Source organism: Gordonia sp. ALPHA1B1 (assembly GCF_005502615.1).
Lineage (GTDB): Bacteria > Actinomycetota > Actinomycetes > Mycobacteriales > Mycobacteriaceae > Gordonia > Gordonia hongkongensis.
Genome location: NZ_SCOC01000009.1, coordinates 48,303 through 72,728 on the forward strand (window position 1 = coordinate 48,303; position 24,426 = coordinate 72,728).

General features: G+C 64.6%; 23 protein-coding genes. 12 read left to right on the plus strand and 11 right to left on the minus strand.

Going from position 1 to position 24,426, the window contains the following annotated elements:
• The first annotated feature begins 243 nt into the window (after window positions 1-243).
• The gene (locus FFS52_RS08275) at window positions 244-903 is read left to right on the plus strand and encodes a hypothetical protein (RefSeq protein ID WP_011161119.1); all 660 of its coding nucleotides are present in this window, start codon (window positions 244-246) and stop codon (window positions 901-903) included.
• Window positions 904-1,032: 129 nt separating this feature from the next.
• Here FFS52_RS08275 and FFS52_RS08280 read toward each other — a convergent pair whose 3' ends face one another.
• The gene (locus FFS52_RS08280; RefSeq protein WP_011161120.1) at window positions 1,033-2,001 is read right to left on the minus strand and encodes an endonuclease/exonuclease/phosphatase family protein; all 969 of its coding nucleotides are present in this window, start codon (window positions 1,999-2,001) and stop codon (window positions 1,033-1,035) included.
• A 901-nt stretch (window positions 2,002-2,902) separates the two neighbouring features.
• On the opposite strand from FFS52_RS08280, the gene FFS52_RS08285 reads away from it, so the two are divergent.
• On the plus strand, window positions 2,903-3,568 hold the full coding sequence (locus FFS52_RS08285) for a M23 family metallopeptidase (RefSeq protein ID WP_099047831.1): 666 nt from the start codon (window positions 2,903-2,905) through the stop codon (window positions 3,566-3,568).
• A gap of 275 nt (window positions 3,569-3,843) precedes the next feature.
• On the opposite strand, the gene FFS52_RS08290 is transcribed toward FFS52_RS08285, so the two are convergent.
• Both FFS52_RS08290 and FFS52_RS08295 read right to left on the minus strand, forming a co-directional pair.
• Window positions 3,844-4,158: a DUF4229 domain-containing protein gene (locus FFS52_RS08290; protein ID WP_011161122.1), complete on the minus strand. Its 315-nt coding sequence runs from the start codon at window positions 4,156-4,158 to the stop codon at window positions 3,844-3,846.
• A gap of 124 nt (window positions 4,159-4,282) precedes the next feature.
• Entirely contained in the window at window positions 4,283-5,932 is a 1,650-nt protein-coding gene (locus tag FFS52_RS08295; protein ID WP_074848417.1) for a cytochrome c biogenesis protein ResB, read from the minus strand.
• A 393-nt stretch (window positions 5,933-6,325) separates the two neighbouring features.
• On the opposite strand from FFS52_RS08295, the gene FFS52_RS08300 reads away from it, so the two are divergent.
• Window positions 6,326-7,558, plus strand: a complete 1,233-nt coding sequence (locus FFS52_RS08300; protein WP_137809380.1) for an Nramp family divalent metal transporter — start codon at window positions 6,326-6,328, stop codon at window positions 7,556-7,558.
• A 26-nt stretch (window positions 7,559-7,584) separates the two neighbouring features.
• Here the strand turns inward: FFS52_RS08300 and lspA are convergent, their stop codons facing one another.
• Both lspA and FFS52_RS08310 read right to left on the minus strand, forming a co-directional pair.
• A complete protein-coding gene (gene lspA / locus FFS52_RS08305) occupies window positions 7,585-8,082 on the minus strand; it encodes a signal peptidase II (RefSeq protein WP_011161125.1) in 498 nt (165 codons plus the stop codon).
• Window positions 8,079-8,483 (minus strand): metalloregulator ArsR/SmtB family transcription factor, encoded by a 405-nt coding sequence (locus FFS52_RS08310; RefSeq protein ID WP_074848398.1) that lies wholly within the window; start codon window positions 8,481-8,483, stop codon window positions 8,079-8,081. The genes lspA and FFS52_RS08310 overlap by 4 nt, the downstream gene beginning before the upstream one ends.
• Before the next feature lie 80 nt (window positions 8,484-8,563).
• Between FFS52_RS08310 and FFS52_RS08315 the strand changes: the two genes are divergently transcribed.
• The 4 genes from FFS52_RS08315 (at window position 8,564) to FFS52_RS08335 (ending at window position 13,331) form a co-directional block, all read left to right on the plus strand.
• Entirely contained in the window at window positions 8,564-9,154 is a 591-nt protein-coding gene (locus FFS52_RS08315; RefSeq protein ID WP_311199297.1) for a class I SAM-dependent methyltransferase, read from the plus strand.
• Window positions 9,155-9,438: 284 nt separating this feature from the next.
• On the plus strand, window positions 9,439-10,611 hold the full coding sequence (locus tag FFS52_RS08325) for an Ig-like domain-containing protein (protein WP_011161128.1): 1,173 nt from the start codon (window positions 9,439-9,441) through the stop codon (window positions 10,609-10,611).
• Between the two features lie 115 nt (window positions 10,612-10,726).
• The gene (locus FFS52_RS08330) at window positions 10,727-11,146 is read left to right on the plus strand and encodes a metalloregulator ArsR/SmtB family transcription factor (RefSeq protein ID WP_011161129.1); all 420 of its coding nucleotides are present in this window, start codon (window positions 10,727-10,729) and stop codon (window positions 11,144-11,146) included.
• Window positions 11,139-13,331: a cation-translocating P-type ATPase gene (locus FFS52_RS08335; RefSeq protein ID WP_011161130.1), complete on the plus strand. Its 2,193-nt coding sequence runs from the start codon at window positions 11,139-11,141 to the stop codon at window positions 13,329-13,331. Before FFS52_RS08330 ends, FFS52_RS08335 begins: the two co-directional genes overlap by 8 nt.
• Window positions 13,332-13,346: 15 nt before the next feature.
• Here the strand turns inward: FFS52_RS08335 and lnt are convergent, their stop codons facing one another.
• On the minus strand, window positions 13,347-14,849 hold the full coding sequence (gene lnt, locus FFS52_RS08340) for an apolipoprotein N-acyltransferase (protein ID WP_137809381.1): 1,503 nt from the start codon (window positions 14,847-14,849) through the stop codon (window positions 13,347-13,349).
• Between the two features lie 217 nt (window positions 14,850-15,066).
• Here lnt and FFS52_RS08345 point away from each other — a divergent pair, with 217 nt between their 5' ends.
• The gene (locus FFS52_RS08345) at window positions 15,067-15,711 is read left to right on the plus strand and encodes a thioredoxin domain-containing protein (protein WP_137809382.1); all 645 of its coding nucleotides are present in this window, start codon (window positions 15,067-15,069) and stop codon (window positions 15,709-15,711) included.
• 65 nt (window positions 15,712-15,776) lie between these two features.
• Window positions 15,777-16,349, plus strand: coding sequence for a vitamin K epoxide reductase family protein (locus tag FFS52_RS08350; protein WP_011161133.1), 573 nt, complete (start codon window positions 15,777-15,779; stop codon window positions 16,347-16,349).
• A gap of 98 nt (window positions 16,350-16,447) precedes the next feature.
• Here the strand turns inward: FFS52_RS08350 and FFS52_RS08355 are convergent, their stop codons facing one another.
• The 3 genes from FFS52_RS08355 to FFS52_RS08365 all read right to left on the minus strand — a co-directional run bounded on the left by FFS52_RS08355 (window position 16,448) and on the right by FFS52_RS08365 (window position 19,077).
• Window positions 16,448-17,389, minus strand: coding sequence for a cation diffusion facilitator family transporter (locus FFS52_RS08355; protein WP_011161134.1), 942 nt, complete (start codon window positions 17,387-17,389; stop codon window positions 16,448-16,450).
• 258 nt (window positions 17,390-17,647) lie between these two features.
• Window positions 17,648-18,460: a cytochrome c biogenesis CcdA family protein gene (locus tag FFS52_RS08360; protein ID WP_011161135.1), complete on the minus strand. Its 813-nt coding sequence runs from the start codon at window positions 18,458-18,460 to the stop codon at window positions 17,648-17,650.
• Window positions 18,457-19,077 carry a TlpA disulfide reductase family protein gene (locus FFS52_RS08365; protein WP_082652992.1) on the minus strand — a complete coding sequence of 207 codons (621 nt, stop codon included), beginning with the start codon at window positions 19,075-19,077 and terminating at the stop codon, window positions 18,457-18,459. The genes FFS52_RS08360 and FFS52_RS08365 overlap by 4 nt, the downstream gene beginning before the upstream one ends.
• Window positions 19,078-19,606: 529 nt before the next feature.
• Between FFS52_RS08365 and FFS52_RS08370 the strand changes: the two genes are divergently transcribed.
• The 3 genes from FFS52_RS08370 (at window position 19,607) to FFS52_RS08380 (ending at window position 22,693) form a co-directional block, all read left to right on the plus strand.
• Entirely contained in the window at window positions 19,607-20,401 is a 795-nt protein-coding gene (locus FFS52_RS08370; protein ID WP_306413978.1) for a M23 family metallopeptidase, read from the plus strand.
• Between the two features lie 232 nt (window positions 20,402-20,633).
• Window positions 20,634-22,424 (plus strand): cytochrome c oxidase subunit I, encoded by a 1,791-nt coding sequence (ctaD, locus tag FFS52_RS08375; RefSeq protein ID WP_011161138.1) that lies wholly within the window; start codon window positions 20,634-20,636, stop codon window positions 22,422-22,424.
• Complete coding sequence (locus tag FFS52_RS08380; RefSeq protein ID WP_011161139.1) at window positions 22,421-22,693, plus strand: hypothetical protein; 273 nt, start codon at window positions 22,421-22,423, stop codon at window positions 22,691-22,693. Before ctaD ends, FFS52_RS08380 begins: the two co-directional genes overlap by 4 nt.
• 381 nt (window positions 22,694-23,074) lie before the next feature.
• Here FFS52_RS08380 and FFS52_RS08385 read toward each other — a convergent pair whose 3' ends face one another.
• Both FFS52_RS08385 and FFS52_RS08390 read right to left on the minus strand, forming a co-directional pair.
• Entirely contained in the window at window positions 23,075-23,983 is a 909-nt protein-coding gene (locus FFS52_RS08385) for a M56 family metallopeptidase (protein ID WP_249356257.1), read from the minus strand.
• A gap of 28 nt (window positions 23,984-24,011) precedes the next feature.
• Entirely contained in the window at window positions 24,012-24,383 is a 372-nt protein-coding gene (locus FFS52_RS08390; RefSeq protein ID WP_005199796.1) for a BlaI/MecI/CopY family transcriptional regulator, read from the minus strand.
• Window positions 24,384-24,426 lie beyond the last annotated feature (43 nt).

Below are 24,426 nucleotides of genomic sequence, written 5' to 3' on the forward strand. Positions count from 1 at the left end.
TCGAGTTCGCGGGATACTCGGCATCGCCTACTTTACATAACGTAAGTTATCGGCACATTAAAACAGCTGGGGGACAGGAACTTTTGCTAGAAAGTGACATAACTTGGACTGAGGTCGGGCACGCACTGGGGCTGTTCCACACCTGCTCCAACGACCTGATGGCAGATAATGACGGGGCCCGCGAAACGTCCTACACACCCACCGGCTCACCCGCGACCTGTACCACAACAAGTGGGGATTCTGATGACCCACCACCGAGCAACACGACCGGCGGCCCTCACGCTCGGCATCGCCGGCATCCTCGCCGCTGCCACCCTGGCCGCGTGCGGCGAACAAACCGTCAATGAGGGCATCCCACCCCTCGAATCGGCCACGGCCACCTCGACCGCCCATGCGGACTCGATCACCGACACCTCTGACTTACGTAATCTGATGGCGATCTCCACACACGTCTTCACCGGCCGTGTCGAATCAGCTGCTGGCGCCAAGGCGCTCGGGCGGCTCCCCGAAACTCAGTACAGCGTGCTCACCAAAACAGCGATCAAGGGCGAAGTCTTCGAGAGCGTGGTAGTCAACCAGCAAGGCGGAGTCAAAGACGGTGTCTACATTTCCGTCAACGGCGACACACCCCTCAAGGTCGGCCAGTGGTACCTGTTCGCCACCCGCTACCTCGAGTCCGAAGAGTGGTACACCCTCATCCCGGTTGACGGCCGCAAACCGGTGACCGAACAACAAGCCCGCGACAGAGCCTCCGCGCCCCTGGCCGGGGCTGAGGCCGCGGTGCGCGCCAACCCCCAAAGCCGGCTCGCACCACCGGACCCACCGAGCCCGTCGATGACCTTCCCGATACCCCAACCCGGCGACCGCAACCCACCTCCACCCTCACCGGCGCCACCCGGCTGAATCATGAAGTAGCGAGTGGCGGCATATGGAAAGCGTTGGGGGAGATATCTTGCCAGGCTCGATCGAGTTGACATAAGGCTGTCGGTCACGAACCGAGGTGTTCCGATGGTTCGAGATTACTCGGGGACGTCATCCTTCGCTGAGCCGGATGCTCGCGAGTACCCCGTGATGATCGGAGCCCGGCAGATCGATCCGCCGGAACGATGTCGGTGTCGGGCCATTGCGTGTCAGCACCCGGTCGAGCGCAAGCAGCGACGGGTAGGGCCGGCCGGCAGGATAGGTCGCGACGACGCCCGATCCGAGATGCTCGGCGGCGTCGGTCAGCTGGGGCGAATCCGGCGGTCCCGACAGTAGCTGCCGGAAGGAGCGGTGATCGTAGGTCGAGTTCGCATCGGCGCCGATGATCAGTGGATCTGTGTCGGCGAAGAGGATCGAGCGCAACTCGCGGAGCTCGGCATCCCAGCGCCACGACGGTTCGGGATACGGCGGCAATGGGTGCAGTGCATAGATCGAGATGGGCGTGCGGTTCGGAAGAAGCAGTCGCGCACGAAGATTCGACAATTCGAACCCACGCAAGAGTTGCCCGTCGGTCAGCGGGGCCCGCGCATAGATGCCAGCTCCACCTCCACCGTCTCGGGGACGAAGAAACACGAACGGCAAGGCTTGGCGCAACCCGGCGCGCTCGAGGGCTCCCACCGCCTCAGACGTCAGCTCGACCACCGTCAGGACGTCAACGCCTGAGTCGCGCACCCGCGACACTAGCGCGTCCGGATCAGCCTGCCCGAGATAGATATTGGCCTGCATCACGGTCAGGTCCGAGTCCGAGACCTGTTCGTCCGCCCCCCGATACAGCGGGGCCTGCGCCGTCACGCCCACGGCGATGACGAGCACAGCTCCTGCCGCGGAGAGCCAGGCGCGCGCAGCGAGCAACAGCAGCAGACCGACGACGCCGACGATGATCAGCACCGGCGTGAACGCCGCCAGCCGGGACGCGAGATTGCTGACCAGGCCAGAATAGTGGGCAGCAATCCCGGCAGTAGCGGCGAGGACCGCACCCCACCCGAGCGCTCGTAGCAGTCCACGCATGCGGCCGATCATGCCAGGACCGCCGTCACGCTCTCTGGCGGGTGATCGTCGAGTGCAGGCTGTCGGCGACAGGGGCTGTCAGCCTAGCCCCCAGTCGTTTCGATCTATGGTGACCGTTACGAGCCGGACGCTTCGTTGCCGACGCAGTTGCCCAGGCGGGAACTGGCGAACGCATGGACGCCGACCCGTAGTCGGCCACAACGTACCCGCTGGTCAACCAAACGCACCATCGGAGCTTCGCAGAGCCCGAAGGATCGATCCTGGGGCCAACGGGGAGAAACTAACCGGGATAGTAGTAACCTGTCTGTGGCTCGTTCGATATCGAACTGTTTCCATCCGGACTGACGCTTGGACTGAAGGACTCCCCTTGGCACGGCATCGCAAAGCTGATCCCAGCCCGCCCTCCGCTGGTATCTCTGCGTTCCGGCGCGACGCATCAGCGAGCCTCACCCCTGGACTCGCACGGCCCGAGCATGCACACGTCGTGCATGCGGCCGGGCGACACCGAATGCCTCTCCAACCCGAGGTGCCGGCCGGGTTCACTCGGCCCATCATCTCGGGCGCCCCGGTGCCCTCCTACTCGCCGCATGCTCGATCGACGACGGCGCCCGGGGCGGCGCCGCCATACCCACCTCGCAGTGGCCGTCCATACACCGCGCGCTCGCGCACCGCCCTACCCCGCCAAGCCGGGCGTGCCCATCGATCTTTCGGGCCGCCTCGCTCGCAGCGCCCGCTCGACCTCGGCAGGCATTCATCGGCAGCACCTACCGCACCGTGGGAGCGGGCGTTGTGTGTCGTTGAACCTCAGTCCAGCGAGCAAGCTCAGTCAGGCTTCTTCGAGGTTCTTGACGGCGAAGAGGTCTCGGACACCTCCACTCGGTCGGCGGCCGCTGCCGGGTTGAGTGGATCACTCATGGCCGCGGTGGTTCTATGCGCTGCCGGCGGGACCGCGGCCACCGCGCTCGCCGATCAACACAACCCAACGATCACTCCCCTGACCCAGACTGGCGTGCCCGTCGACGTCCAGTCCGCAGCAGCCCCACGATCTGTAACCGTCGGATCGGTGGACGCACAGCGAAACCGCACGTCGGCAGGGGCATCGTCACGCGATGAGCTGACCTCGGTTATGCGAGAACTGGCACAGCCAGATCGCGCGCGGCCCTCTGAACCCCCGGTGCCACAACGGCCACGGTCGGCGGCACCGACCTACGGCACCGTGACCTCGAGTTACGGAGCGCGCTGGAGTACCACGCACTATGGCCTCGATATCGCCAACACGATTGGCACACCGGTGGTCTCGACCAGCGACGGGCAGGTTATCGAATCCGGTCCGGCTGATGGGTTCGGGCTGTGGATACGAGTGCTGCAAGACGACGGCACGATCGGCGTGTATGGGCACATCAACGAGACACTGGTGAGCGTCGGGCAGCGAGTCCAGGCCGGCGAGCAAATCGCAACGGTAGGAAACCGCGGCTACTCCACCGGCCCACACCTGCACTACGAGGTCTGGCAGCAAGATGGACCCAAACTCGATCCTGCACAGTGGCTGAGAACCCGGGGCGTCTACGTCGTCGGATGACCCGCCGTATCGGCGCGGGAGGTATGAGGACGAGTTGGTCCCGCTCAGGTGTCGCGAGCTCTCGAGACGAGACTAGGTCGGGCCAAATCCGCGCGGGCCAGTGATCGGTTCGACGGCCACACAGTTGACGCCTAGCCCGATCGATTGAGAGGAACGGTGCGGGTCGGTGGTCATCGAGGGTGAACTGCGCTGGTTTCACCGATCCGGCAGACCGCACTGCATGTTCGGCAGGACAGTCGGGCCTGGCTGATCATGTTTGCTGGCCTGATGCCAACTCATGTCGCGTCCGGTCTGGCGAGTCCCTTCTTGGTTGCTCGGCGGGAGTCCATTGCTTCGGCCCGGTAATTGATACGAGTTCGTAGGGGTTTGAGGGCGATCATCGAGACTGGACTACTGAGAATCACGGCGAGCACGACGGTTACGAAGAACGGGACGTCCACGTCAATTAGGTAGGCGACCAGCAGAATTAGTCCAGTTAGCGCAGCAGCGAGTGCTAGGCGCGCGATGTTGTACAGCAGCGCGATGGCGATGAGGGATCTGGCCGAAGAGGCCGGCGTGGTGGCGGCGCCGTGAGAAGTGTTTCTGCGCATGGTCTATGGGCCTCCGTGTGGCGTGAATGCGATCGGGATGGATTGTGACGTGACAGTTGGTTCGGTGCCGCGTCCTGCAGGGGGGGGCGGTTCAATGAGATGAGATCTGTACGGATGTGAGATCTCATGGCTGATGTGCGCGCCGTGGTCGGCGGTTTGTCGGCCCTGGCTGGGTCAGCCATCGCCGCGCCTGCTGGTCGAAGTCTTCGCCCCACCCGGCCTGATCGGTGCGGGCCAGACCTGCGATTGTTACTGCGGTGCGTTGGCCGTCGACTCCGACGGGCACTAGCCGCACCCAGATTCGGCGACGCCGGATAAATAGAGACACAAGTAACCCAGACAGCATCACGGTCGCCGACAACAGAACCCAGTTCTGTGCCGGCCCGTGTGATACCTGCATGGACACGAAGCGTTCATACCCATCAAAGCGCACCACGGTGCCATCGGCGATGGTGTGAGTCTGTCCCGGGCTGAGATTGACCTGTGCCCGCTGCTGGAGCCGACCCTGCTCGATGAGCGCTCGGTTCAAGGAGTACGCATTCTGCGGGCGACCGGTATCCAGTCCGGTGTCGCCTTGGTAGATCCTGATCGCCACATACGGATCATTCGGCACGGGAAACGATGAGGTGAGCAGGGTTCCTTGGAATGCTGCGGTGGGCGCGAATAGGCCCTCGATCGCGATCTGTCGATTGCGACGTTCGTCTGGGTCGGGGTAGAGGCCGGCTGGGGTATCGAAACGGGCCGCGCCGGAGGACAGCATCGTCTGCAAGTTGTCGGGAATGAACAGTACTGTCTGAGTGCGTTGCTCACCGTTGGGGAACGTCACAGTGAACGTCGGTGCGAAGCCGTTGCCGAGGACATAGACGCGGTCGCCTGCTACTCGCAGCGGTTCGTTCACTCGGACGCGTGCGGTGCTCCACGTATCGGGATCGGACTGTCGCACGTCCCCGGTGTAGGTGACGTCGGCTTCGTACATGTCGGGCTGACCGCTCGGCAGGAACCGGGCATCGAAGCCCTCGACGCGGACACAGAATGGTGAGAGATCGGTGCCATCGACGAGGCTGCCTGCGCGGAATGAGTCATAAACCGCGGTCGAGGTGTTGCACAACCCTTGTGTGCCATCGGCGACGAGACTGCGGGTGCCTTCGTAGCCGTAAAGTTTGTCGGCCGCGATCGATATCAGCAAGGCGAGTAGGGCGAAGTGGAACACGAGGTTGCCCCACTCGCGGAGGTAACCCTTTTCCGCGGAGATCTCTACGGCTGCGGTGGGTCGGTGCGTAGTCGCTGGTCGTGTGGTGGTGGCTCGGCGCCAGCCCCGGAGGTTGGCGTTGATGAGGGCAACAACCTCTTCGGGTGTTCCTTCTACGGTGTCCTCGAGGTGCCGCGGCAGGCGGGTGAGGTTGCGCGGCGCGGGAACTGGACGGGCTCGGACCGCGCGCAGATGCTCGAGGATTCGGGGAGTGAGGCATCCCACAAGTGACACGAACAGCAGGACGTAGATCGCGGTGAACCACGAGCTGGCGAAGACGTCGAAGAGCTGCAGTCTGTCCATCCACGTGCCGAGGGCGCCGCGGTCGACAATGTACTGGGTTGTTTTCTGTTCGTTGAGTGGGCGCTGCGGCAGCAGAGCGCCCGGGATTGCCGCCGCGGCCAACAGGAACAGCAGCATGAGTGCTGTTTTCATCGACGTCAGCGAGCGCCACAATCTGGGTAGGGGGCTAAGCCGGCGGCGTGGTCGTCGCGGCGTCGGCGCTTCGATGGTGTCGGTGTGCATCATCGTCGTCGTATGGGTAACGCCGCACCCGGGAGGTCGTCATCCCTCGCGAGAGAACAGAGTGCGCGGTCGGCGACGTGATCCTGAGCTGTCTGCCAGTCGACTCCCAGCACCATCGGCCGCCGGGACTTCCTCGCCCGCATCGCCATCCGGGTCCCACCTGCTCTTCCTGCCCACATTGAAATACTACGTAGCGTAGTATTTCGGCACGCAGATGACAAGCAGTGATGCGCCCCGCTGCGGCGCACTCGCACTTACAGGCCGTCGAAGACCTCGCCCCACCAACCAAGCTCCCCAAGTCTCGTCATGTGCCGACCCATGAACTACGGTGTATCGAATAGTTTTATTCGGTAGACCGAACTTTGTGATTGAGGGGCGGCAATGCGAGAGGTCATGGCTTCGGCTCGTCCGCGGCTCGCGCGAGCTCGGTCTGGGTCCCTACTGCTTGGTCCGGCCTTCGTCGCAGCCATCGCCTATGTTGATCCCGGCAATGTCGCGTCCAATATCAGCGCCGGCGCCCAGTTCGGCTACCTCCTCGTGTGGGTGATCGTGGTTGCGAACGTGATGGCGGGGTTGGTGCAGTTCCTTTCTGCCAAGCTCGGGGTGGTCACGGGCAGGTCATTGCCGGAGACGGTGCGTCTGCGCGCGTCGCGGACCGCCAGGCTCTCCTACTGGGTGCAGGCTGAGATTGTCGCTATGGCAACCGATCTCGCCGAAGTGGTCGGCGGAGCTATCGCGCTGAATCTGCTCTTCGACCTGCCGTTGCTCATCGGTGGCGTCATCACAGGTTCGGTGTCGATGGTCTTGCTTCTTGTCCAAGACCGCAGAGGGCAGCAACCGTTCGAGCGGGTGATCATTGGCTTGCTGGCTGTCATTGCCATCGGTTTTCTGACAAGCACCGTGGTGGCACCACCTCCCCCCGGGGCTGTCGTGGGGGGCCTCTTGCCGCGGTTCGATGGCACGGAAAGCGTGCTGATCGCGGCCGCCATGTTGGGTGCGACGGTGATGCCTCACGCGGTGTATCTGCATTCAGGTCTGGTGCGGGATCGACACGGCCATCAACCGGAGGGGCCGATCCGGTCGCGGCTGTTGCGTGTGACGAAGATCGATGTCGGTCTGGCGATGCTGCTGGCGGGCGCGGTCAACCTGTCCATGCTGCTGGTGGCAGCAACCACTTTGCGTGGCCGTGAAGGGGTCGATTCGATCGACGGAGCGCATGCGGCGGTCGCCGACACCTTGGGGCAAGTGGTGGCGTTGCTGTTCGCGCTGGGGCTTCTTGCCTCGGGGCTGGCATCAACCTCGGTCGGGGCGTACGCCGGCGCGATGATCATGGACGGGCTGTTGCAGCGCAGGATCCCGCTCATACTCCGACGCCTGATCACCCTGATACCTGCCATCACAGTGTTGGCCATCGGAATCGATCCCAGCCGAGCTCTGATTGTCTCGCAGGTCGTTCTGTCCTTCGGCATCCCCTTCGCACTGGTTCCGTTAGTGCGTTTCACCAGCGACAGGATGCTGATGGGCGAGGATGTGAACAATCGACTCACCACGTCGCTGGCCTGGCTGACTGCAGCGGTCATCATCGTGCTCAACGTCGCCTTGATCTACCTGACAGTCACCGGTTAAGCGAGTCCGCGCGACGGTTCGATCCCCTAGGCGTCGCGCGGAGCTGACCATTCTTGCCGCAACACATCTAGCACGATCAGGACGACGCCGATGGTGATGAATGTGTCCGCGAGGTTGAACGTGGGGAACCAGCCGGTATGGAAGTAGTCGGTGACGACGCCGTCGGCGGCGCGGTCGATCAGGTTGGTGAGTGCGCCGCCGAGGACTGCAGCAAATCCGATCCGGCCGGCGACCCCCGCGTCGGGTGCGACGTGCACTGCGTAGCCGGCCAGTGCGAGGGTGATTAACCCGGCCACGGCGAGTATGGCCCAGCTGGGCAGCTGATCACCGAGGCTGAATGCAACACCGGGGTTGAACGCTAACCGCAATTGGAGCACTCCCAGATCGGCCGTACTGCCCTCGGTGAGTCGGCTGACAACGAAGGAGTTGACTGCCAGCCCGACGGAGGTCACCACGACAACCAGGACCAAGAGAACGCCTCGGGGGTGGAGTGTTTTCGTCACTGCCGGCGTCGCGTCGGTCACGTAAATGCTCCAGCCGGGGTAGAACTCGCTGACGCTGCGGCGGCGTCGCCGGCATAGTTCGGGCACAGCGCTACCGCGCTACCAGTGGCCGCCAGCAGGGTCTCCGCCGAGGCCAGCAGATCCATCAACTCGGGCCGAGTGAGGCGGTAGAACACCTGCCTACCCTGTGGGCGTCCCTCAACGAGCCCGCAGTCGCGCAGACATGCCACATGCGCCGACACTGTCGACTGCGCCAAACCCAACTCCCCTACCAGGTCGGCGACCCTGACCTCCCCGCCGGCAAGACGACGCACAATCGACAAACGGGTGCTATCGGACAGGCTGTGAAACAACGCCACCGCCGCGTCCACATTCGTTCCGGCTCTCGACGTGGGACACCCATCCATGCTATTGATCGTCACCAGACGATAATAAGCGGTCTCCGCCGATGAATGAGGGAGGGTGGTCAACAATGTTGATGAACCGCGTGGAGACTGTTCTGGTGAACTCGCCGCCCCGGCGGTGGCTGCAGCGCTACGAGGCGCGTGTATTGACCGCGTTGGGCGGACGGACCCCGGGAGCGCACGTTGCTGAGCTGGGGTGCGGGTCGGGTTACGGCACCCGGCTGATCCTCGACGAGTTCGGCGCCGCGCGCGTCGACGCGGTAGACCTCGATCCGGCGATGATTTCTCGCGCTCGCCACCGCCTGCGCCGACACACCGGCAGGGCACACCTCGCCCGAGGTAGCGCAACGGACCTGCGTTCAGCATTTCACGACGTCGGCGGAGGGCAGAACGGTACTTATGACGCAGTCTTCGACTTCGCGATCATTCACCACATCCCGAACTGGCGGGAAGCCTTGGACGAGGTGGCCCGCGTACTCAAACCGGGTGGGCGGTTCTTCTTTGACGAGGTCACCGCGACCGCCCTTGCTCGGCCGACCTACCAAGTGCTGTTTGACCATCCGAGCGAGGATCGGTTCACCGCCGGTGAATTCCTGCACGAGTTGTCCCACCACGGTCTCGACGTCGGCGAGCGGTGGCAAACACGCATCGGCGGGGATTACCTGTTGGGTGTCGCCACACGGCAATAGTGAGGTCGACGTGGTGGCTCGGCGGTGGCCCACCACGAAGACGTTTCGAACCTTCTCTCACGCGGTGCAGCGGGTAAAGGAGCGCACAGCCTTCAACTACTATCGTGGTTAGTAAAGCTAGTCCAGCGCCGAGTGGGAGGGTTCGACAATCGATGGGCCGCGTAAGAGGGACTCGAGCTACCGAAGAGCCACGTGATCGCCGATCGACTCACGGTGGGCAGCCGCAGTGCTCGGGCTCTCGTGAATGCCGCGGGTCGGTCCGGTCCGGTATCCCGCGACTGCTGATGCTCGCAACGCTGACGGCGGTGGTGATGGTGTTGACCTCGTGCAGCTCGACCGGAGGTGCCGTCTACAGCAACGAGATTCGGGCCGTTGACAGCTTCGCCGACATCACACACCCTTCCATCGCTGTGGCCACTGAAGGTGGCGGGCGACTTGCGCCCAACGCGGTTGTCGAACCTGGGCTTCCTATTGTTGTCACGGCCAGTCGCGGCGCGTTGACTAACGTCCGTATTCCCACAGCCAGCGGCCGTCCCTTGGCGGGCTCCCTGAGCGAGGACGGCTCAACGTGGACAAGCACCCAGCCCCTGGGGTATTCGAAGCGATACGTGGTTCAAGCCGAGGCCGTGGGCGTGGGCGGTCGATCGGTCGTCTCGCAGCGTTTCACCACGACCTCACCGGAATCGTTGACCAGCGCGGCCATTCTCGGCGAGAAAACCGTCGGGATCGCCCACACGATCGGCGTGCGGTTCGCCGATCCCATCCCTGACCGAAAGAAGGCACAGGCGGCGATCACCGTGTCGTCTGACCCCCAGATGCAGGGTGCGTTCTATTGGATCAGCGACTCTGAGGTCCGGTGGAGGCCCGAACGCTTCTGGACACCGGGCACCAAAGTCAGTGTCGCCGTCAACATTTACGGAGTCGATCTCGGCGACGGGCTCTACGGCGACGAGAACTTGTCCTACGACTTCACGATTGGCCGAGCTCAGGAAATCGTTGCCGACGACAACACCAAAACGATCGTCGTCAAACGAGACGGCAAGGTCATCCGCACGATGCCGACCTCGTTCGGCAAAGACAGCACTCCGACGCCCCGCGGCATCTACATGATCGGAGATCGCGTCGAGCACATCATCATGGACTCGTCCACCTACGGAGTGCCTGTCGAGTCCGCAGCGGGATACCGCACACCCGTTCAATGGGCGGTGCAAATGTCCTACAGCGGCATTTACATGCACGGCGCACCGTGGTCGATGTCGGCGCAAGGCAACAGCAACGTCAGCAACGGTTGCCCAAACCTGAGTCCCGCAGACGCGGAATGGCTCGTGAAGAACACCCTGCGCGGTGACCCCGTCACGGTCAAGAACACCAACGCCGACACGCTCTCGGGAGTCGATGGACTCGGCGACTGGAACATCCCGTGGTCACAGTGGAAGAAGGGCAACACCGACACCTAGGCGCCCCCCGCCGGGCTGGAGCTTGTCGACGCCAACTCGCCATATCGATGGGTGTTGAGGTATTCGCGCCGGCGCGCCTACAATGGGCCATATCAATGAACGTAAGGATGTTGATATGACTCAGGAGTCGGTGGACACATGCGACCTGCTGTGCCTCGATCTGCCGCACGCAGAAACTATCCGGACTGCGCTACCCGAGGTGACCGCGGTCGACCGTGCCGCCGCCGGAGCTCGCGCACTCGGTGATCCCACCCGGCTACGTGTAGCGACGGCGTTGCTGTCGGGCGAGGAATTATGCGTCTGCGACCTCGCGTGGGTGGTAGGCCTGGCGCAGAACCTTGTCTCGCACCATCTGCGCTTACTCAAGGGCGCCGGCCTGGTGACCGGGCGCCGGCACGGACGGTTGGTGATGTACGCGTTGACCCCCTCCGGCCACGCTCTCGTGACAGCCGTTCTAGCGATTGCATGTGTCTCCGTACCAGCCACGACGACGTCATCGGCGGCGGCCACAGTGCAGGGGCGAGCTCATGGCTGACGCATGCTGCGGACCATCAGATCCCGCCGACCTCGACGCCGAGGTCGATCAGGGCCCGGTTCGGTTGTGGCAGGTGCGCGAGCTGCGTTTCGCCGCCGCCGCAGCAGTGTTCCTCGCGCTCGGCTGGATCATCGGAGGCTCTCTGTCAGAGACCGCGGGCATCGTCGTGGAACTGGTCGCGGTCGTCGTCGCTGCCTCAACGTTCGTGCCGTCGACGCTGAGGTCGCTGCGCCACGGGCGCATCGGTGTCGGAACGCTGATGACGATCGCCGCGATCGGGGCTGTGGCGCTGGGCCAAATACCCGAGGCTGCGCTGCTGGGAATCTTGTTCTCGGTCGCTGAAGGACTCGAGCATTACGCGGTCACCAAGACCCGGCGCGGGCTGCGGGCACTGCTCGCGCTGGTTCCACCGACCGCGTCGGTGATTCGTGAGGGTCGCGAGATCACCGTGTCCCCTGATGAGTTGATCATCGGCGATGTGCTGGTGGTGCGTCCCGGTGAGCGCGCGTCGACCGACGGGACGATCACCGCGGGCACTACCAGCGTGGATATGTCGGCGATCACCGGCGAATCTGTTCCGGTGGAGGCGGGTCCGGGCGACTTGCTCTACGCCGGCGCCATCAACGGTGGCGGTGCGATCGAAGTCCGCGTGACCGCCCGCGCCGCGGATAGTTCCCTGGCCCGCATCGTTCACATCGTCGAGCAAGCGCAGGAACGCAAAGGCGCCGGCCAACGTCTCGCCGACCGCATCGCCCGCCCCCTGGTCCCCGCCATCATGGTGCTCGCGGCGCTCGTGGCAGGTATCGGTGCGCTGCTCGGTGATCCCCTGCTGTGGCTCGAACGCGGCCTGGTAGTCCTCGTTGCCGCGTCCCCGTGTGCGTTAGCGATCGCGGTGCCGCTGACGGTGGTCGCCGCGATCGGCGCCGCCAGCCGCCATGGCGCACTGGTCAAAGGCGGTGCTGCACTAGAGGAGTTGGGACGGGTCCGCGTCGTCGCACTGGACAAGACCGGCACCTTGACCCGCGGCACTCCGGAGGTCATCGCCGTGGTGAGCACACCCGAGATCACCCGCGAAGACGCGTTGTCCTATGCCGCCGCGCTCGAGGCACGCAGCGAGCACCCGCTGGCGAGCGCCATTCTCGCGGCCGCACCTGCCCTGGACTCACCTGCCGAGGACGTCACCGCGATCGCCGGTCACGGACTCACCGGCCAGATACGCGGACAGCAACTGCGCCTGGGCAAACCCGGGTGGCTCGATCCTGGCGCGCTCGCCGGCGAGGTCACCCGGTTGCAGAGCGACGGTGCCACCGTCGTGCTGATCGAACGCGATGGCACCGTCGTCGCCGCCATCGCCGTCCGCGATGAGCTTCGCCCCGAGGCCGCTGAAACGGTCGCTCAGCTGACGGCGCTGGGTGTCAACTCGGTCATGCTGACCGGGGACAACGATCGCACCGCACACGCCTTGGCCACGGCGGCCGGAATCAGCACCGTCCATTCCGAACTGCTTCCCGAAGACAAAGCCGACTTGCTGCCCACGCTGGCGCGCGGGCGGGCGATCGCCATGGTCGGCGACGGCGTCAACGACGCCCCAGCGTTGGCCACCGCCGATGTCGGAATCGCAATGGGAGCGATGGGTACCGACGTCGCCATCGAAACCGCCGATGTGGCGTTGATGGGCGAAGATCTCCGCCATCTCCCCCACGTGCTGTCCCACGCTCGGCGCGCACGCCGAATCATGGTGCAGAACATAGGATTCTCTCTGGCCATCATCGGTGTGCTGATTCCGCTGGCCGCCACGGGCGTCCTCGGCCTGGCCACGGTGGTCTTCGTCCACGAACTCGCAGAAGTGCTGGTGATCGCCAACGCGATTCGCGCTGCCCGGACGAAAGCACTGCCAGGCACCGGTGCCATGCCCCGGGTAACCCCCGGCAAGCTCAACATCTCGGTGGCGCCCTACAACGACACAGGCGACGCCTGCTGCGCCCCGGTATCCGCCACCACCACCGATCAGCCACGGCCGGTGCCCGAGGTGCCCCTGCTGCCGACTCCACGATTACGCGGCGCGGCGACCAGCACGAGTTGTGCTGCCACTACAGAACCAGGGTGCAGCTGCTGTTCGAGCCCGTCGGATGACGCCGATGACGCACCGAGTAGCTCACCAACGCCCCATCGCGAACGCCACTGAAGCAACCACGCCGCGTCAGGTGCGTTGGCGTGATCTCCACGTGCGTACAACCAGTGCCGCCAGGACCGCGGCAGCACAGATCCCTTCTCCTGCTGCTCCGATCCGCGTCGCCAGAGTCGTCGTTGTCCCCAGCGGCACCCGCGCGATGAGGACATCAGGGGTGAACAGCGCTGTGCGTTGTGCAACGGTCCCATCAGGCTCGATGATCGCGCTCACCCCACTGGTTGCTGCGATGACCACCGCCCTACCGTGCTCGACTGCCCGCACCCGCGACATCGCGAGTTGCTGGTAGGTCATCTCGGTGCGCCCGAACGTCGCGTTGTTGGTCGGTACGGCGATCAGTTGCGCGCCGGCGCGCACCGAGTCGGTCACCAGATCGTCGAACGCGACTTCGTAGCAGGTCGCCACCGCCACCGGTACACCTGCAAGATCGACGACACCATTGCCCGTGCCAGGAACGAAGTTGCCGGCCCGGCTGGCGTAGGACGACAGCTGTGTCATCAGTTCCCGCAGCGGCAAGTACTCCCCGAACGGCACCAGCTGACGTTTGTCGTGCTCCTGACCAGGACCGGTAACCGGATCCCACACCACCAACGTGTTGCGGGACGTGCCGTTGCTCCCGGCGATCACCGCTCCCACCAGGATCGGCACCCCGATCGCCCGCGCGGCACGATCAATCTGCGCCGCAGCATCGCGGTTACCGAACGGGTCGATGTCGGATGAGTTCTCCGGCCACACCACCACATCGGGACGCACGACCCGCCCAGAGCGGACCTGCTCTGCCAGGTCGAGGGTGCGTTGGACATGATTGTCGAGCACTGCGCGCCGCTGAGCATTGAAATCCAACCCCAGCCGCGGCACATTGCCCTGCACCACTGCCACCGTCACCGACCGCTCCCCCGCGTCATCGCCTCCCCCCGCGGGCGTCATCGTCCACACCAGCAGTCCAATCACGGCAACCGTGGCCGCAGGCCCGGCCAACGTTTGAGGCTGCCGGCGGACCACCGCCCCCGCCGCCGCGGCCAGGGCCGCGCCGAGCAGCACCACAACGAACGACAACCCCGGCGCGCCGGCCAGCGCCGCCAACGGCAGGAGCAACCCGTCGGGTTGACCGAATGCGATTCGGCCCCAAGGGAAACCGATAAACGGTATCCGGGAACGAACAGCTTCGACTGCCACCCAGGCGCCTGCCAACCACACCGGCGCGCCGCGCCATCTGCCCAGTGCCGCTGCCAACACCCCGAAGACCCCGAACGCCACCGCCTGGACTGCTGCCAAGACCAGCCACGGCACCGCACCCACATAGATGCCGACCCACGGCAGCAAAGGCACGAAAAACCCCAGCCCAGCCAGATAGCCATAGCCGGATGCCGCCCACAACGACCGCCCCCGCAGCGTCACCACCAGAACCGCGATAGCCAACGGGGCCAGGAACCACAGCTGACGCGGAGGGAAACTCACATACAGCATGCCGCCGGCGCCGACCGCAGCAGCGCTGCGCAACACCGGATGAAGCATCGGTGGAAACGACGCACCGGCCCGCCGAGCACCCGAAGAACTCACCACCGCGCACCGCACCCCTCACCGAAGTTTGTCGAGCGCACCGATCCGCCCGCGGGCGCCCGGCCGGGGCCGCGCGCCTGTAAACTACTAGCTAACGTAGTAGTAGTTTGACGGGAGTGAACATCGTGGCAGGTCAAGCGCTGAAGGTTCGACTCGAGTCGAGGGTGCCCCGGTGAGCCGCAACGTCAAGATCTCACTCGCCGTGGTGATCGTGTTCTGCCTGGCGCTGACAGTGGTGTTCGTGGTGTCCCGGGCCGGCGACAGCGAACAGGCCGACACCCAGGCGAGCATGACGGTACGGGATGATTCCCCACGTCTATCGACTCCGACCGAGTCCAAGGCAACATTCGTGGAATTCCTGGACTTCGAATGTGAAGGGTGCGGGGCGGCATACCCGGCGGTGGAGCAGCTTCGCCAAACATACGGCGATCAGGTCACGTTCGTGGTCCGCTACTTCCCGCTCCCCGGGCATTTCAACGCTGACCGCGCGGCACGGGCCGTTGCCGCCGCGGCCGAGCAAGGCCAGTTCGAACCGATGTACCGCAAGATGTTCGACACCCAACGCAGCTGGGGTGAGCAGCGGGTACCGCTGGACGATCTGTTCTTCTCCTATGCCCAGGAGCTCGGTCTGGACATGGATCGATTCGCCGCCGACTACAACTCGCAGGCCACCCGCGAACTCATCGACCGCGATGTCGCTGACGGCAAAGCGCTAGGTGTCACCGGCACACCCACCTTCTTCATCAACGACGAACTCATCAAACCCGAGAGCTATGACGATCTGAGCTCGGCGCTCGAATCCGCACTACGCCAGTGACCGTCCCACCACCACCCCGCCAGGCCTCGCCATCCTCGCCCACGGCGGCAGCTACACGATTCCCAGTGTCTCCGCGACTGCTCGCGTGGATCCTTGCGGTCTGCGGAAGTATCGGGCTCATCGCTGCGTTCACGCTGACGGTTGAAAAGTTCGAACTGGCAACCGATCCGGCGTACACACCGACCTGCAGTATCAACCCGATCGTCAATTGCGGATCGGTGATGGACACCCCCCAGGCGGTCGTCTTCGGGTTTCCCAACTCACTGATCGGAATTGCCGGCTTCTCCGCGCTGATTGCTGTCGCGGTCCTGATGGGGAGCCGGCCGCCCACCTGGGTCATGATCGGGCTGCAGAGTGGGTTGACGGGTGCGGTGGTGTTCGTCCATTGGCTGATCTTCCAGAGCCTGTACCGAATCAACGCGCTCTGTCCGTACTGCATGGCCGTGTGGGTGGTTGTCGTGGTTGCCTTTTGGTATGTGAGCCTGCGCAATGCCGACCATTTCTGCCCACCCGGGACAGCGCGCCGAGCCCTCGATGCGATCCTCACGGTGCACACCGTGGTACCGCTGGTGTGGGTGCTGGCAGTGATCGCCCTGATCGCCCACCGTTTCTGGTGGTACTGGTCGACGCTGATGTGACACCTCCGGGGCAGCGCCCGGCCCGAGACGGCAGACTCGCGTAGCAGAGATCCGCACTCGCGCAGACCGCAGGTGTGGTGTGACGCCGATGTGATCCCTCACGGGTGATGGGTGGCTAACGCTTCCTCGTGGTGGCGCTGGGCGCTGGTCTCGAGCTGGAAGGTGGAATGCTCGAAGGAGATGGCGAAGTGGGTCGCCACGCAGGTCCGGATGTCATCCAACATGGTGGGGGCGTGGCCGTCCTGGAAGCAGTCGTCATCGACCACAATGTGAGCGCTGATGATCGGTAGGCCCGTGGCCACCGTCGATGCGTGAAGGTCGTGCACGTCGTGCACACGGTCCATCTCGAGGATGTGGGCCCTGACGTCGTCGAGATCGATCCCTTTCGGGGTGAATTCCATCAGCACCCGCGTCGTCTCGGCCATGAGTTTGAGGGCGCGGGGTGCGATGAGCGCGGCGATGAACAACCCGGCCAGCGCGTCAGCTTGTTGGAAACCGGTGGTAGCGATGACGATTGCGGCGACGATCACACCCAGCGATCCCAGTGCGTCGTTGAGGACCTCCAGAAACGCCGCTCGCATGTTGAAGTTGGCGCCGCGTCCCGAGGCGAGCACGAGCATGGCGACGATGTTCGCCACGAGTCCGATGACTCCGAAGAGCAGGAGTTCGGTCGAGGGCACCTCGGGTGGCGAGAACAGTCGTCGTACGCCTTCGACAGCAGCGTAGAGGCCCACAGCGAGCAGCAGCGAGGCCTGCCCCAGAGCGGCGATGACCTCGATGCGCCGCAGTCCCCAGGTGCGGGTTTTGTTGACCGGGCGGTGCATCACGGTTGCTGCGACGAGCGCGACCGCTAAACCGATCGCATCTGTCGCGGCGTGCGCGGTGTCGGTCAGTAGCGCCAGACTTCCCGTGATCACCGACCCGACAAGCTGGGCCACGACAATGATCCCCGTCAGAGCAAACGCGATCGCCAACCGGACACGCAGCGACGAGTCGCTGGATGCGGGGTCGGTTGGTCCGTGATTGTGTCCGGCTCCCATGCGTCGTACTCCCTCTCATCCACACCCAGATAGCTACGCTGTCCACATATATCAATACATGCGCATGTGACTATATGACAGACCGGGGCGGAACGGAACCGGCGGATCACGTCACGACTGAATCGGGATGTGCTGAGATGGCCCGACGTCGGCGGCGTGACGCCGGTGGTGTTGGGTCTCGTGACGGTGCGGTGACCGGAAGCCGGTGGTGTTGGGTCCGTCGAACCGGCGCCGCCACTACAGGCCTCAGATGGGTAGTCAGATGGGTAGTTGGGTATCGGTGATGAACGCGTCGCGGACCCACACGATGAATTGATCCCACAGGCCGGTGATCAAGGCGATACCTACCGCGATCATCATGGCGCCGCCGACGATCTGGATCATGCGGGCGTGGGTCCGCAACCAGCCGAGGCTGCGCAACGCCCATGCCGAGGAAAACGCAAGCACGACAAAAGGAATACCAAGGCCCGCGCAGTACGCCACGATCAGCGCGACGCCCTTGGCTGCGGTGGCACCTTCGGTGCCGCTGGCCGTCGCAATGACCGCCGCGAGCGTGGGCCCTAGGCATGGGGTCCACCCGAGTGCAAAGACCCCGCCGAGCAGCGGAGCGCCGGCGATGTTGGAGACGCGGCGGGGGGCGAACCGTCGTTCCTGTTGCAGTGCCGGCACCAGCCCGATGAACACCAGGCCCATGATGATGGTGACCACGCCGCCGATGCGTTGGAGGACTTCACGATTCACCACGAAAGTGGTGGTGACTCCGAGTACGGTGGCGGTCGCTGCCACGAAGACCACCGTGAAACCGAGGACGAACAGGCCTGCGGCGAGCGCCACGCGCGAACGACCCCGCTTGTTCGGCTCCCCCACCGACACCGCAGGCGCCTCGGCGCCGACCACGCCAGCCAGATACGACAGATACCCCGGAACGAGGGGGACCACGCACGGTGAGGCGAACGACACCAGCCCGGCGATCACACACGCAAGCAGCGCCAGCAGGAGCGGACCGCTGGCGACGAGGTCGGCAAACGTCTCGCCGACCGCAGCCTGCACTTCGACCGACTGCGGGGTCATTGGGGTTGTGCCACAGGCTCAGCGAGGACTCGCTGAACTGTTGACCCGAGTTCGTCGGCGGTAATGGCCTTGAGGAACACCGCGGCCGGACGGTGGTCGCGGTCGAGCACGATGGTGGTCGGCACCACCGACGTTGGGGTGGTCAGCGCAGCCAGGGTCAGACCGGCAAAGTCGTAGATCGAGGGAAAGGCGACCTTTCTGTCGATCATGAAGTCCTTCGCCGCTTGCCGGTTATCGCGCAGATTGATACCGAGGAACTCGACTCCCGAGGCCTTGTTCTGGGCGTAGACATGCTCGAGGTCGTCGGCTTCTCCCCGGCAGGGTCCACACCACGAACCCCAGACGTTGATGACGACGACTTTGCCTGCGAAGTCGTCGAGTCCGATGGTCTGGTCGGTCACCACGTCAGGGCCGGAGACGTCAGCGATCCGCTGACGGCTCGAGGGCGGATCGTAGGTGATGACCGTCTGCCCGCCGGGCGAGACGAACTGAAAGGTTCCCCCCTGCGCAACGGCGTCGTCGCCAGCGCTACCACAACCCGACGCTACCCACGGCACCACGCATATCAGCGCCAGGACCGCCGCCCGCACCGCGGATACCCTTCTCCCCTGCTGCACCAGCACTCCTCGACGTTGATCTACTACGCAGCGTGGTAGATCACCATTCGAATTGTCAACATGACCATAGTTTTTGTGACATCCACCGACCGGAACCCCACTTCTCGCGACGTGCATTTTGCGGCGTCACCTCGTGTAAGAGATGCGCTCACCTGCAATTACCCTGTGTTCAGGGCGAGTTTCCGGCTTGGCAGTCACTGCGCATCCGCAACTACATCACCTAGTAGTAGAGGCCCGCGATTGCGATGGGCACTCAATCAGATCGTGTTACTGCTGTGACCTGTGGGGCCTATGGTTCGAACGGAGGGCTGCCGATCGTGGCCTCATGTGCACCTGGCGTGTGGTGCTGAACGTCAGTGCGTCGCGCCCGTCTCCGGAAGGTCTCGCTGGCATGCCTATGTCGTCCCTCACCCGCCGCTGCGGCGCTCCACGGCCCTGTCTGAGACTGGGGGTCGCGGGAATCGTTGCTGCGGTTCTGCTGAGCTTCTCAATTGACGCTCGAGCGCGAGCCGACGCCGATGCCACCCACGTGACTCAGCAGTTCGCCCAACTGGTCGCCGAGACGATCTCGGCGACACTGGGCGGCCCGGCGATGGGAACCCTCGCCGACGAGATCCGAACAGTCAGCACATGTCTGGCCGATCGAGCGCGCCCAGTCGAGCCGCCAGTGCCAGCCGAGGATCCCATCACTGCGGTGGGATGCTTCGCCGCCGTGCTCGGCGCGGGACGAGCAGCCGCCGAACTGATTGTCGACGCGCTGCCGATCGGGCGGCTGCTGGCGCTTCTGGCTTTCGAGATGCGTCCCCACGATCCCGCGGCTGCGCACCCGGCACCAGCTGGTCCACCCGTCTATTCGTCGCCGTCGCCGGGGTCGGTGGTCGCTCCCACGAACGGCCGAGTGACCTCCACCTTCGGTGACGGCCGCGGCCATCAGGGTATGGACATCGGCAACGACCTGGGGGCACCGATTTTCGCGGTCACCGACGGCGAAGTGATCAACTCGGGGCCAGCTGAAGGCTTCGGGTTGTGGGTACGCATCCGGCATGCCGACGGAACAATCACGACCTACGGCCACAACGACGACAATCTCATCGACGCGGCAGCGCCGGTCACGGTCGGTCAACCCATTGCCACGGTGGGCAATCGCGGTAACTCGACCGGGCCTCATCTGCACTTCGAGGTTGCTGATGCATCCGGCGCCGCCCTCGACCCGGTGCGATGGCTCGCCGAACGCGGCGTCAGTCTGCCCTCCGACAGCGACGCCGAACCTACTATCACGCCCAACGAACCGTCGGGCACCGGAAGCGCAGACCTCTGGCGGTAAGGGTGGGCGCGGCGCACGGCCGCGGCGGACCGGTCGGGCCGATCTCAATGAGGGAGGCGACCTTTCGTCGCGGTCCTGTCGCCTCCCGGTTGCGACTCGGAATTCCAGTATCAACTATGCTACCTAGTAGTTAATCGACTACAGTCCGTAGTAACGGCCCGGGAAGTCGCACGCACGATGCGCGTGTTGCTTCGATCAGGGCCGCCATTTTTTCAAGTCAGATGGAGGCCTCATGACCGCGGTGTCCCCGCGCCCGCCCGAGGTGGTCGCCACGCGGCCCTATCCCGAGCGGCGAAAGGCCAAAGGGTCATTCATCTACACGATGCTGACCACGACCGATCACAAGCTGATCGGCATGATGTACATCGTCGCGTGCTTCGGGTTCTTCCTCATCGGCGGACTGATGGCGCTGCTGATGCGCGGAGAACTCACGACGCCGGGCATGCAATTCCTCTCGACCGAGCAGTACAACCAGCTGTTCACCATGCACGGCACGATCATGCTGCTGATGTATGCCACCCCCATCGTGATCGGCTTCGCCAACTTCGTACTGCCCCTGCAGATCGGCGCTCCCGACGTCGCCTTCCCGCGGCTCAACGCACTGGGTTTCTGGCTGTTCGTCTTCGGTTCGACCATCGCGATTGCCGGCTTCATCACCCCAGGTGGCGCCGCGGACTTCGGCTGGACCGCCTACACCCCGCTCAGCGACGCCATCCACTCACCCGGCGTCGGCTCCGACATGTGGTTCCTCGGACTGACCGTGTCTGGTCTGGGCACCATCCTGGGCGCGGTCAACATGGTCACCACGGTCATCTGTCTGCGCGCACCGGGAATGACGATGTTCCGTATGCCGATCTTCACGTGGAACATCCTGGTCACCAGTGTGCTGATCTTGCTGGTGTTCCCGCTGCTCACCGCGGCATTACTCGGCGCCGAAGTCGACCGCCAGTTCGGCGCGCATCTGTTCGATCCGGCCAACGGCGGCGCCATTCTCTGGCAGCACATGTTCTGGTTCTTCGGTCACCCCGAGGTGTACATCATCGCGCTGCCGTTCTTCGGCATCGTCTCCGAAATCTTCCCGGTCTTCAGCCGTAAACCGTTGTTCGGGTACTCAGGACTGGTCTACGCCACCCTCGCCATCGCCGCCCTGTCGGTCGCGGTGTGGGCACACCACATGTACGTCACTGGCGCCGTGCTGTTGCCGTTCTTCTCCTTCATGACCTTCCTGATCGCGGTACCCACGGGCGTGAAGTTCTTCAACTGGATCGGCACAATGTGGCGGGGCCACATGACCTTTGAAACCCCGATGCTGTTCTCGGTCGGCTTCATGGTCACCTTCCTGTTCGGCGGACTCACCGGTGTGCTCCTGGCCAGCCCGCCGATCGACTTCCAACTCTCCGACAGCTACTTCGTGGTCGCCCACTTCCACTACGTGCTGTTCGGCACGATCGTGTTCGCCACCTACGCCGGCATCTACTTCTGGTTCCCGAAGATGACCGGACGACTGCTCGACGAACGCTTGGGCAAAATCCATTTCTGGCTGACGTTCATTGGCTTTCACCTCACCTTCTTGGTGCAGCACTGGCTCGGAGCCGAAGGCATGCCCCGCCGATACGCCGACTACCTGCCCTCAGACGGCTTCACCACGCTCAACATCATCTCCACCGCCGGCGCGTTCGTCCTCGGCGTCTCGACACTGCCGTTCCTGTGGAACGTTTTCCGCAGCTACCGCTACGGCGAGGTCGTCACCGTCGACGATCCATGGGGCTTCGGCAACTCCCTGGAGTGGGCCACCAGCTGCCCGCCGCCGCGCCACAACTTCACCGAACTGCCCCGCATCCGGTCGGAGCGTCCGGCGTTCGAACTGCACTACCCGCATATGGTGGAGCGGCTGCGCGCCGAAGCCCACGTCGGCACACGGCACGGTGAACCCAGCGAGGCGGCCGAAGAAGTCCGCCGTGCGCCGCTGACCACCGGAGACCACGAAGCATCTACAGATCCCGACCCGGAGAGCCGACCGTGAGCAACTACCCCTACCCTGCCCTCGACCAGGCCGTCCCGCGAACGCGCCGCCCGCTGACCGTTCCGCGGTGGTTCGCCATCCTCGCAGTCGGCTACACCGCGGTGATGACCTTTGCGCTGACCCTGCTCGCAGGTTCTGTCCTCGCTCAGGGCACTCCCCTGCTGCTGTGGCTGATCGCGGCGACCGCGGCAACGTGTGCGGCCCGCGGTGCGGCCGCGGTCGCGACCCGCGCAATGCAACCAGCACGAGGCCGTGCGGCGCGGCCGTAGCCGAAGCACCTCACCACCGACCCCCGCGGCCGCGGAGAGACCCGTCGCTACGCCGCGTCAGGCGAGACCACGAGCCACCGGGCCTTTCCCAAGATCACCGGGCCTGACCGAGAGCGAATCGGCTGGTGGAGCAAGGGTTAGCGGTCCCGGTCGAGCATCGGTTGGCGCTGCTCAGCACCGCACACCATGTATTTGGTACCGAACACGCAGGGTGTCGCGATAGCGCGACTGACTGGGTGTGCCGCCCGCGCAGGCAGCTGCGATCGACACGCTGAGACGAGCACCCGGTGAACAGCCTCCGCTACCGGTGGCGCAGCCAGGCGCGACACCCACGGGCGTCGAGCCGCAGCCACTGAGGAGCGAACAGGGCGTGACCGGGACTTATGCGGTAAGCCCATGCACGAGAACCGACAACACCGGAAGTGCCGCAGCCGTACACAACGCAGCACCCAGGAGGGGCAACACGCTCGCCGCAGCGTAGGTCGACTTCGTCGGCTCGATCGCGCCGTTCTCGAGCATTAGCAATCGGTAGCGCGTCGAGTGCGGCATGGGGGTCCCGGGGCCTACACCCTGGCCGGTCACATGCGCGAGTGCGCTGCGCACGGCAGCCGTGCTGGTCACCCGAGCAGCCGACATGTCGGCATCTGCTTCGATCAAGGCCGCGACTGCCGTCGGCGCCCGGCGAAACAGCGGCACAAAGGGCAGAGCACGTGCCATCACATCGCAGACCGCCAGAACGCGGTCATGCCGCGACCTCAGATGGGCGAACTCGTGCGCCAGTACTGCGGCCCGCGCCTCGGCGGGCACGTCTGTGCGCAGCGCACTTGTTGCCACAACGAAACCACTGCGCCCGCCGACGCAGTACGCCATGGGGTGGGGATGATCGATCCAGAGCACGTCGGGGGTGTCGGGTTCGGTACTGCCCACCACAGCAACGACATCGCGATGAAGACGGTGCACGCGATGCACATCGCGGGTGTGACGAGCGCACGACATCGCGGTGCGAGCGACCGCGGCGATCACCACCACGGCCACGGCAATGCCATACACCTGGCTGAAATCGTCGCGCACCGCGTGCAGGACAGCTCCCGCGCACCGAGCCAAGGTGTCAACGAAGCGTTCGGCCGGCGGCGGATCCGGCCACAACGCCGACAGCGCCGACAGAATCAACAATCCCACCGCCGTGGCGATACTGCTGACCCAGGCGGTGATCAGTACCCGCGGTGACCATCGCTGGGGCAATCGGTCGAGAACGTAGGGACCCAACACGCCCAGCACGGCCGCGCCCACCAGGTGGGCCAATGCGACGCTCACACTCTCAGCGCTTCCTCGGACGATCCGTCCGCGTCCGGGACAGGTGCTCGCTGAGGACCGCGCGCTCCTCGGGAGTAACCATCCGGGCGAAGTGCATCAGCACCGCCGTCGAATCGCCGCTGGCATCGAGCACCTGCCGCAGTGTCTGCGACGTCGCCTCCTCCCGCGACTGCAACGGGAAGTACCGATAGGCGCGGCTGATCTTCTCGCGACCCGCGAAGCCCTTCTTGTGCAGATTGGTGACCACGGTCAACACCGTCGTGTACGCCAAGTCGCGGTCGGCCAGCGCATCGACGATGTCGTGCACACTCATCGCCGCCGAAGCGCCCCACAGCACATCCATCACCGCGCGTTCCAACGAACCCAACTGAGTCACCGTCGCCTGCCTGATCGCCTCGTATTTGCTGCCAGTCTAGAAC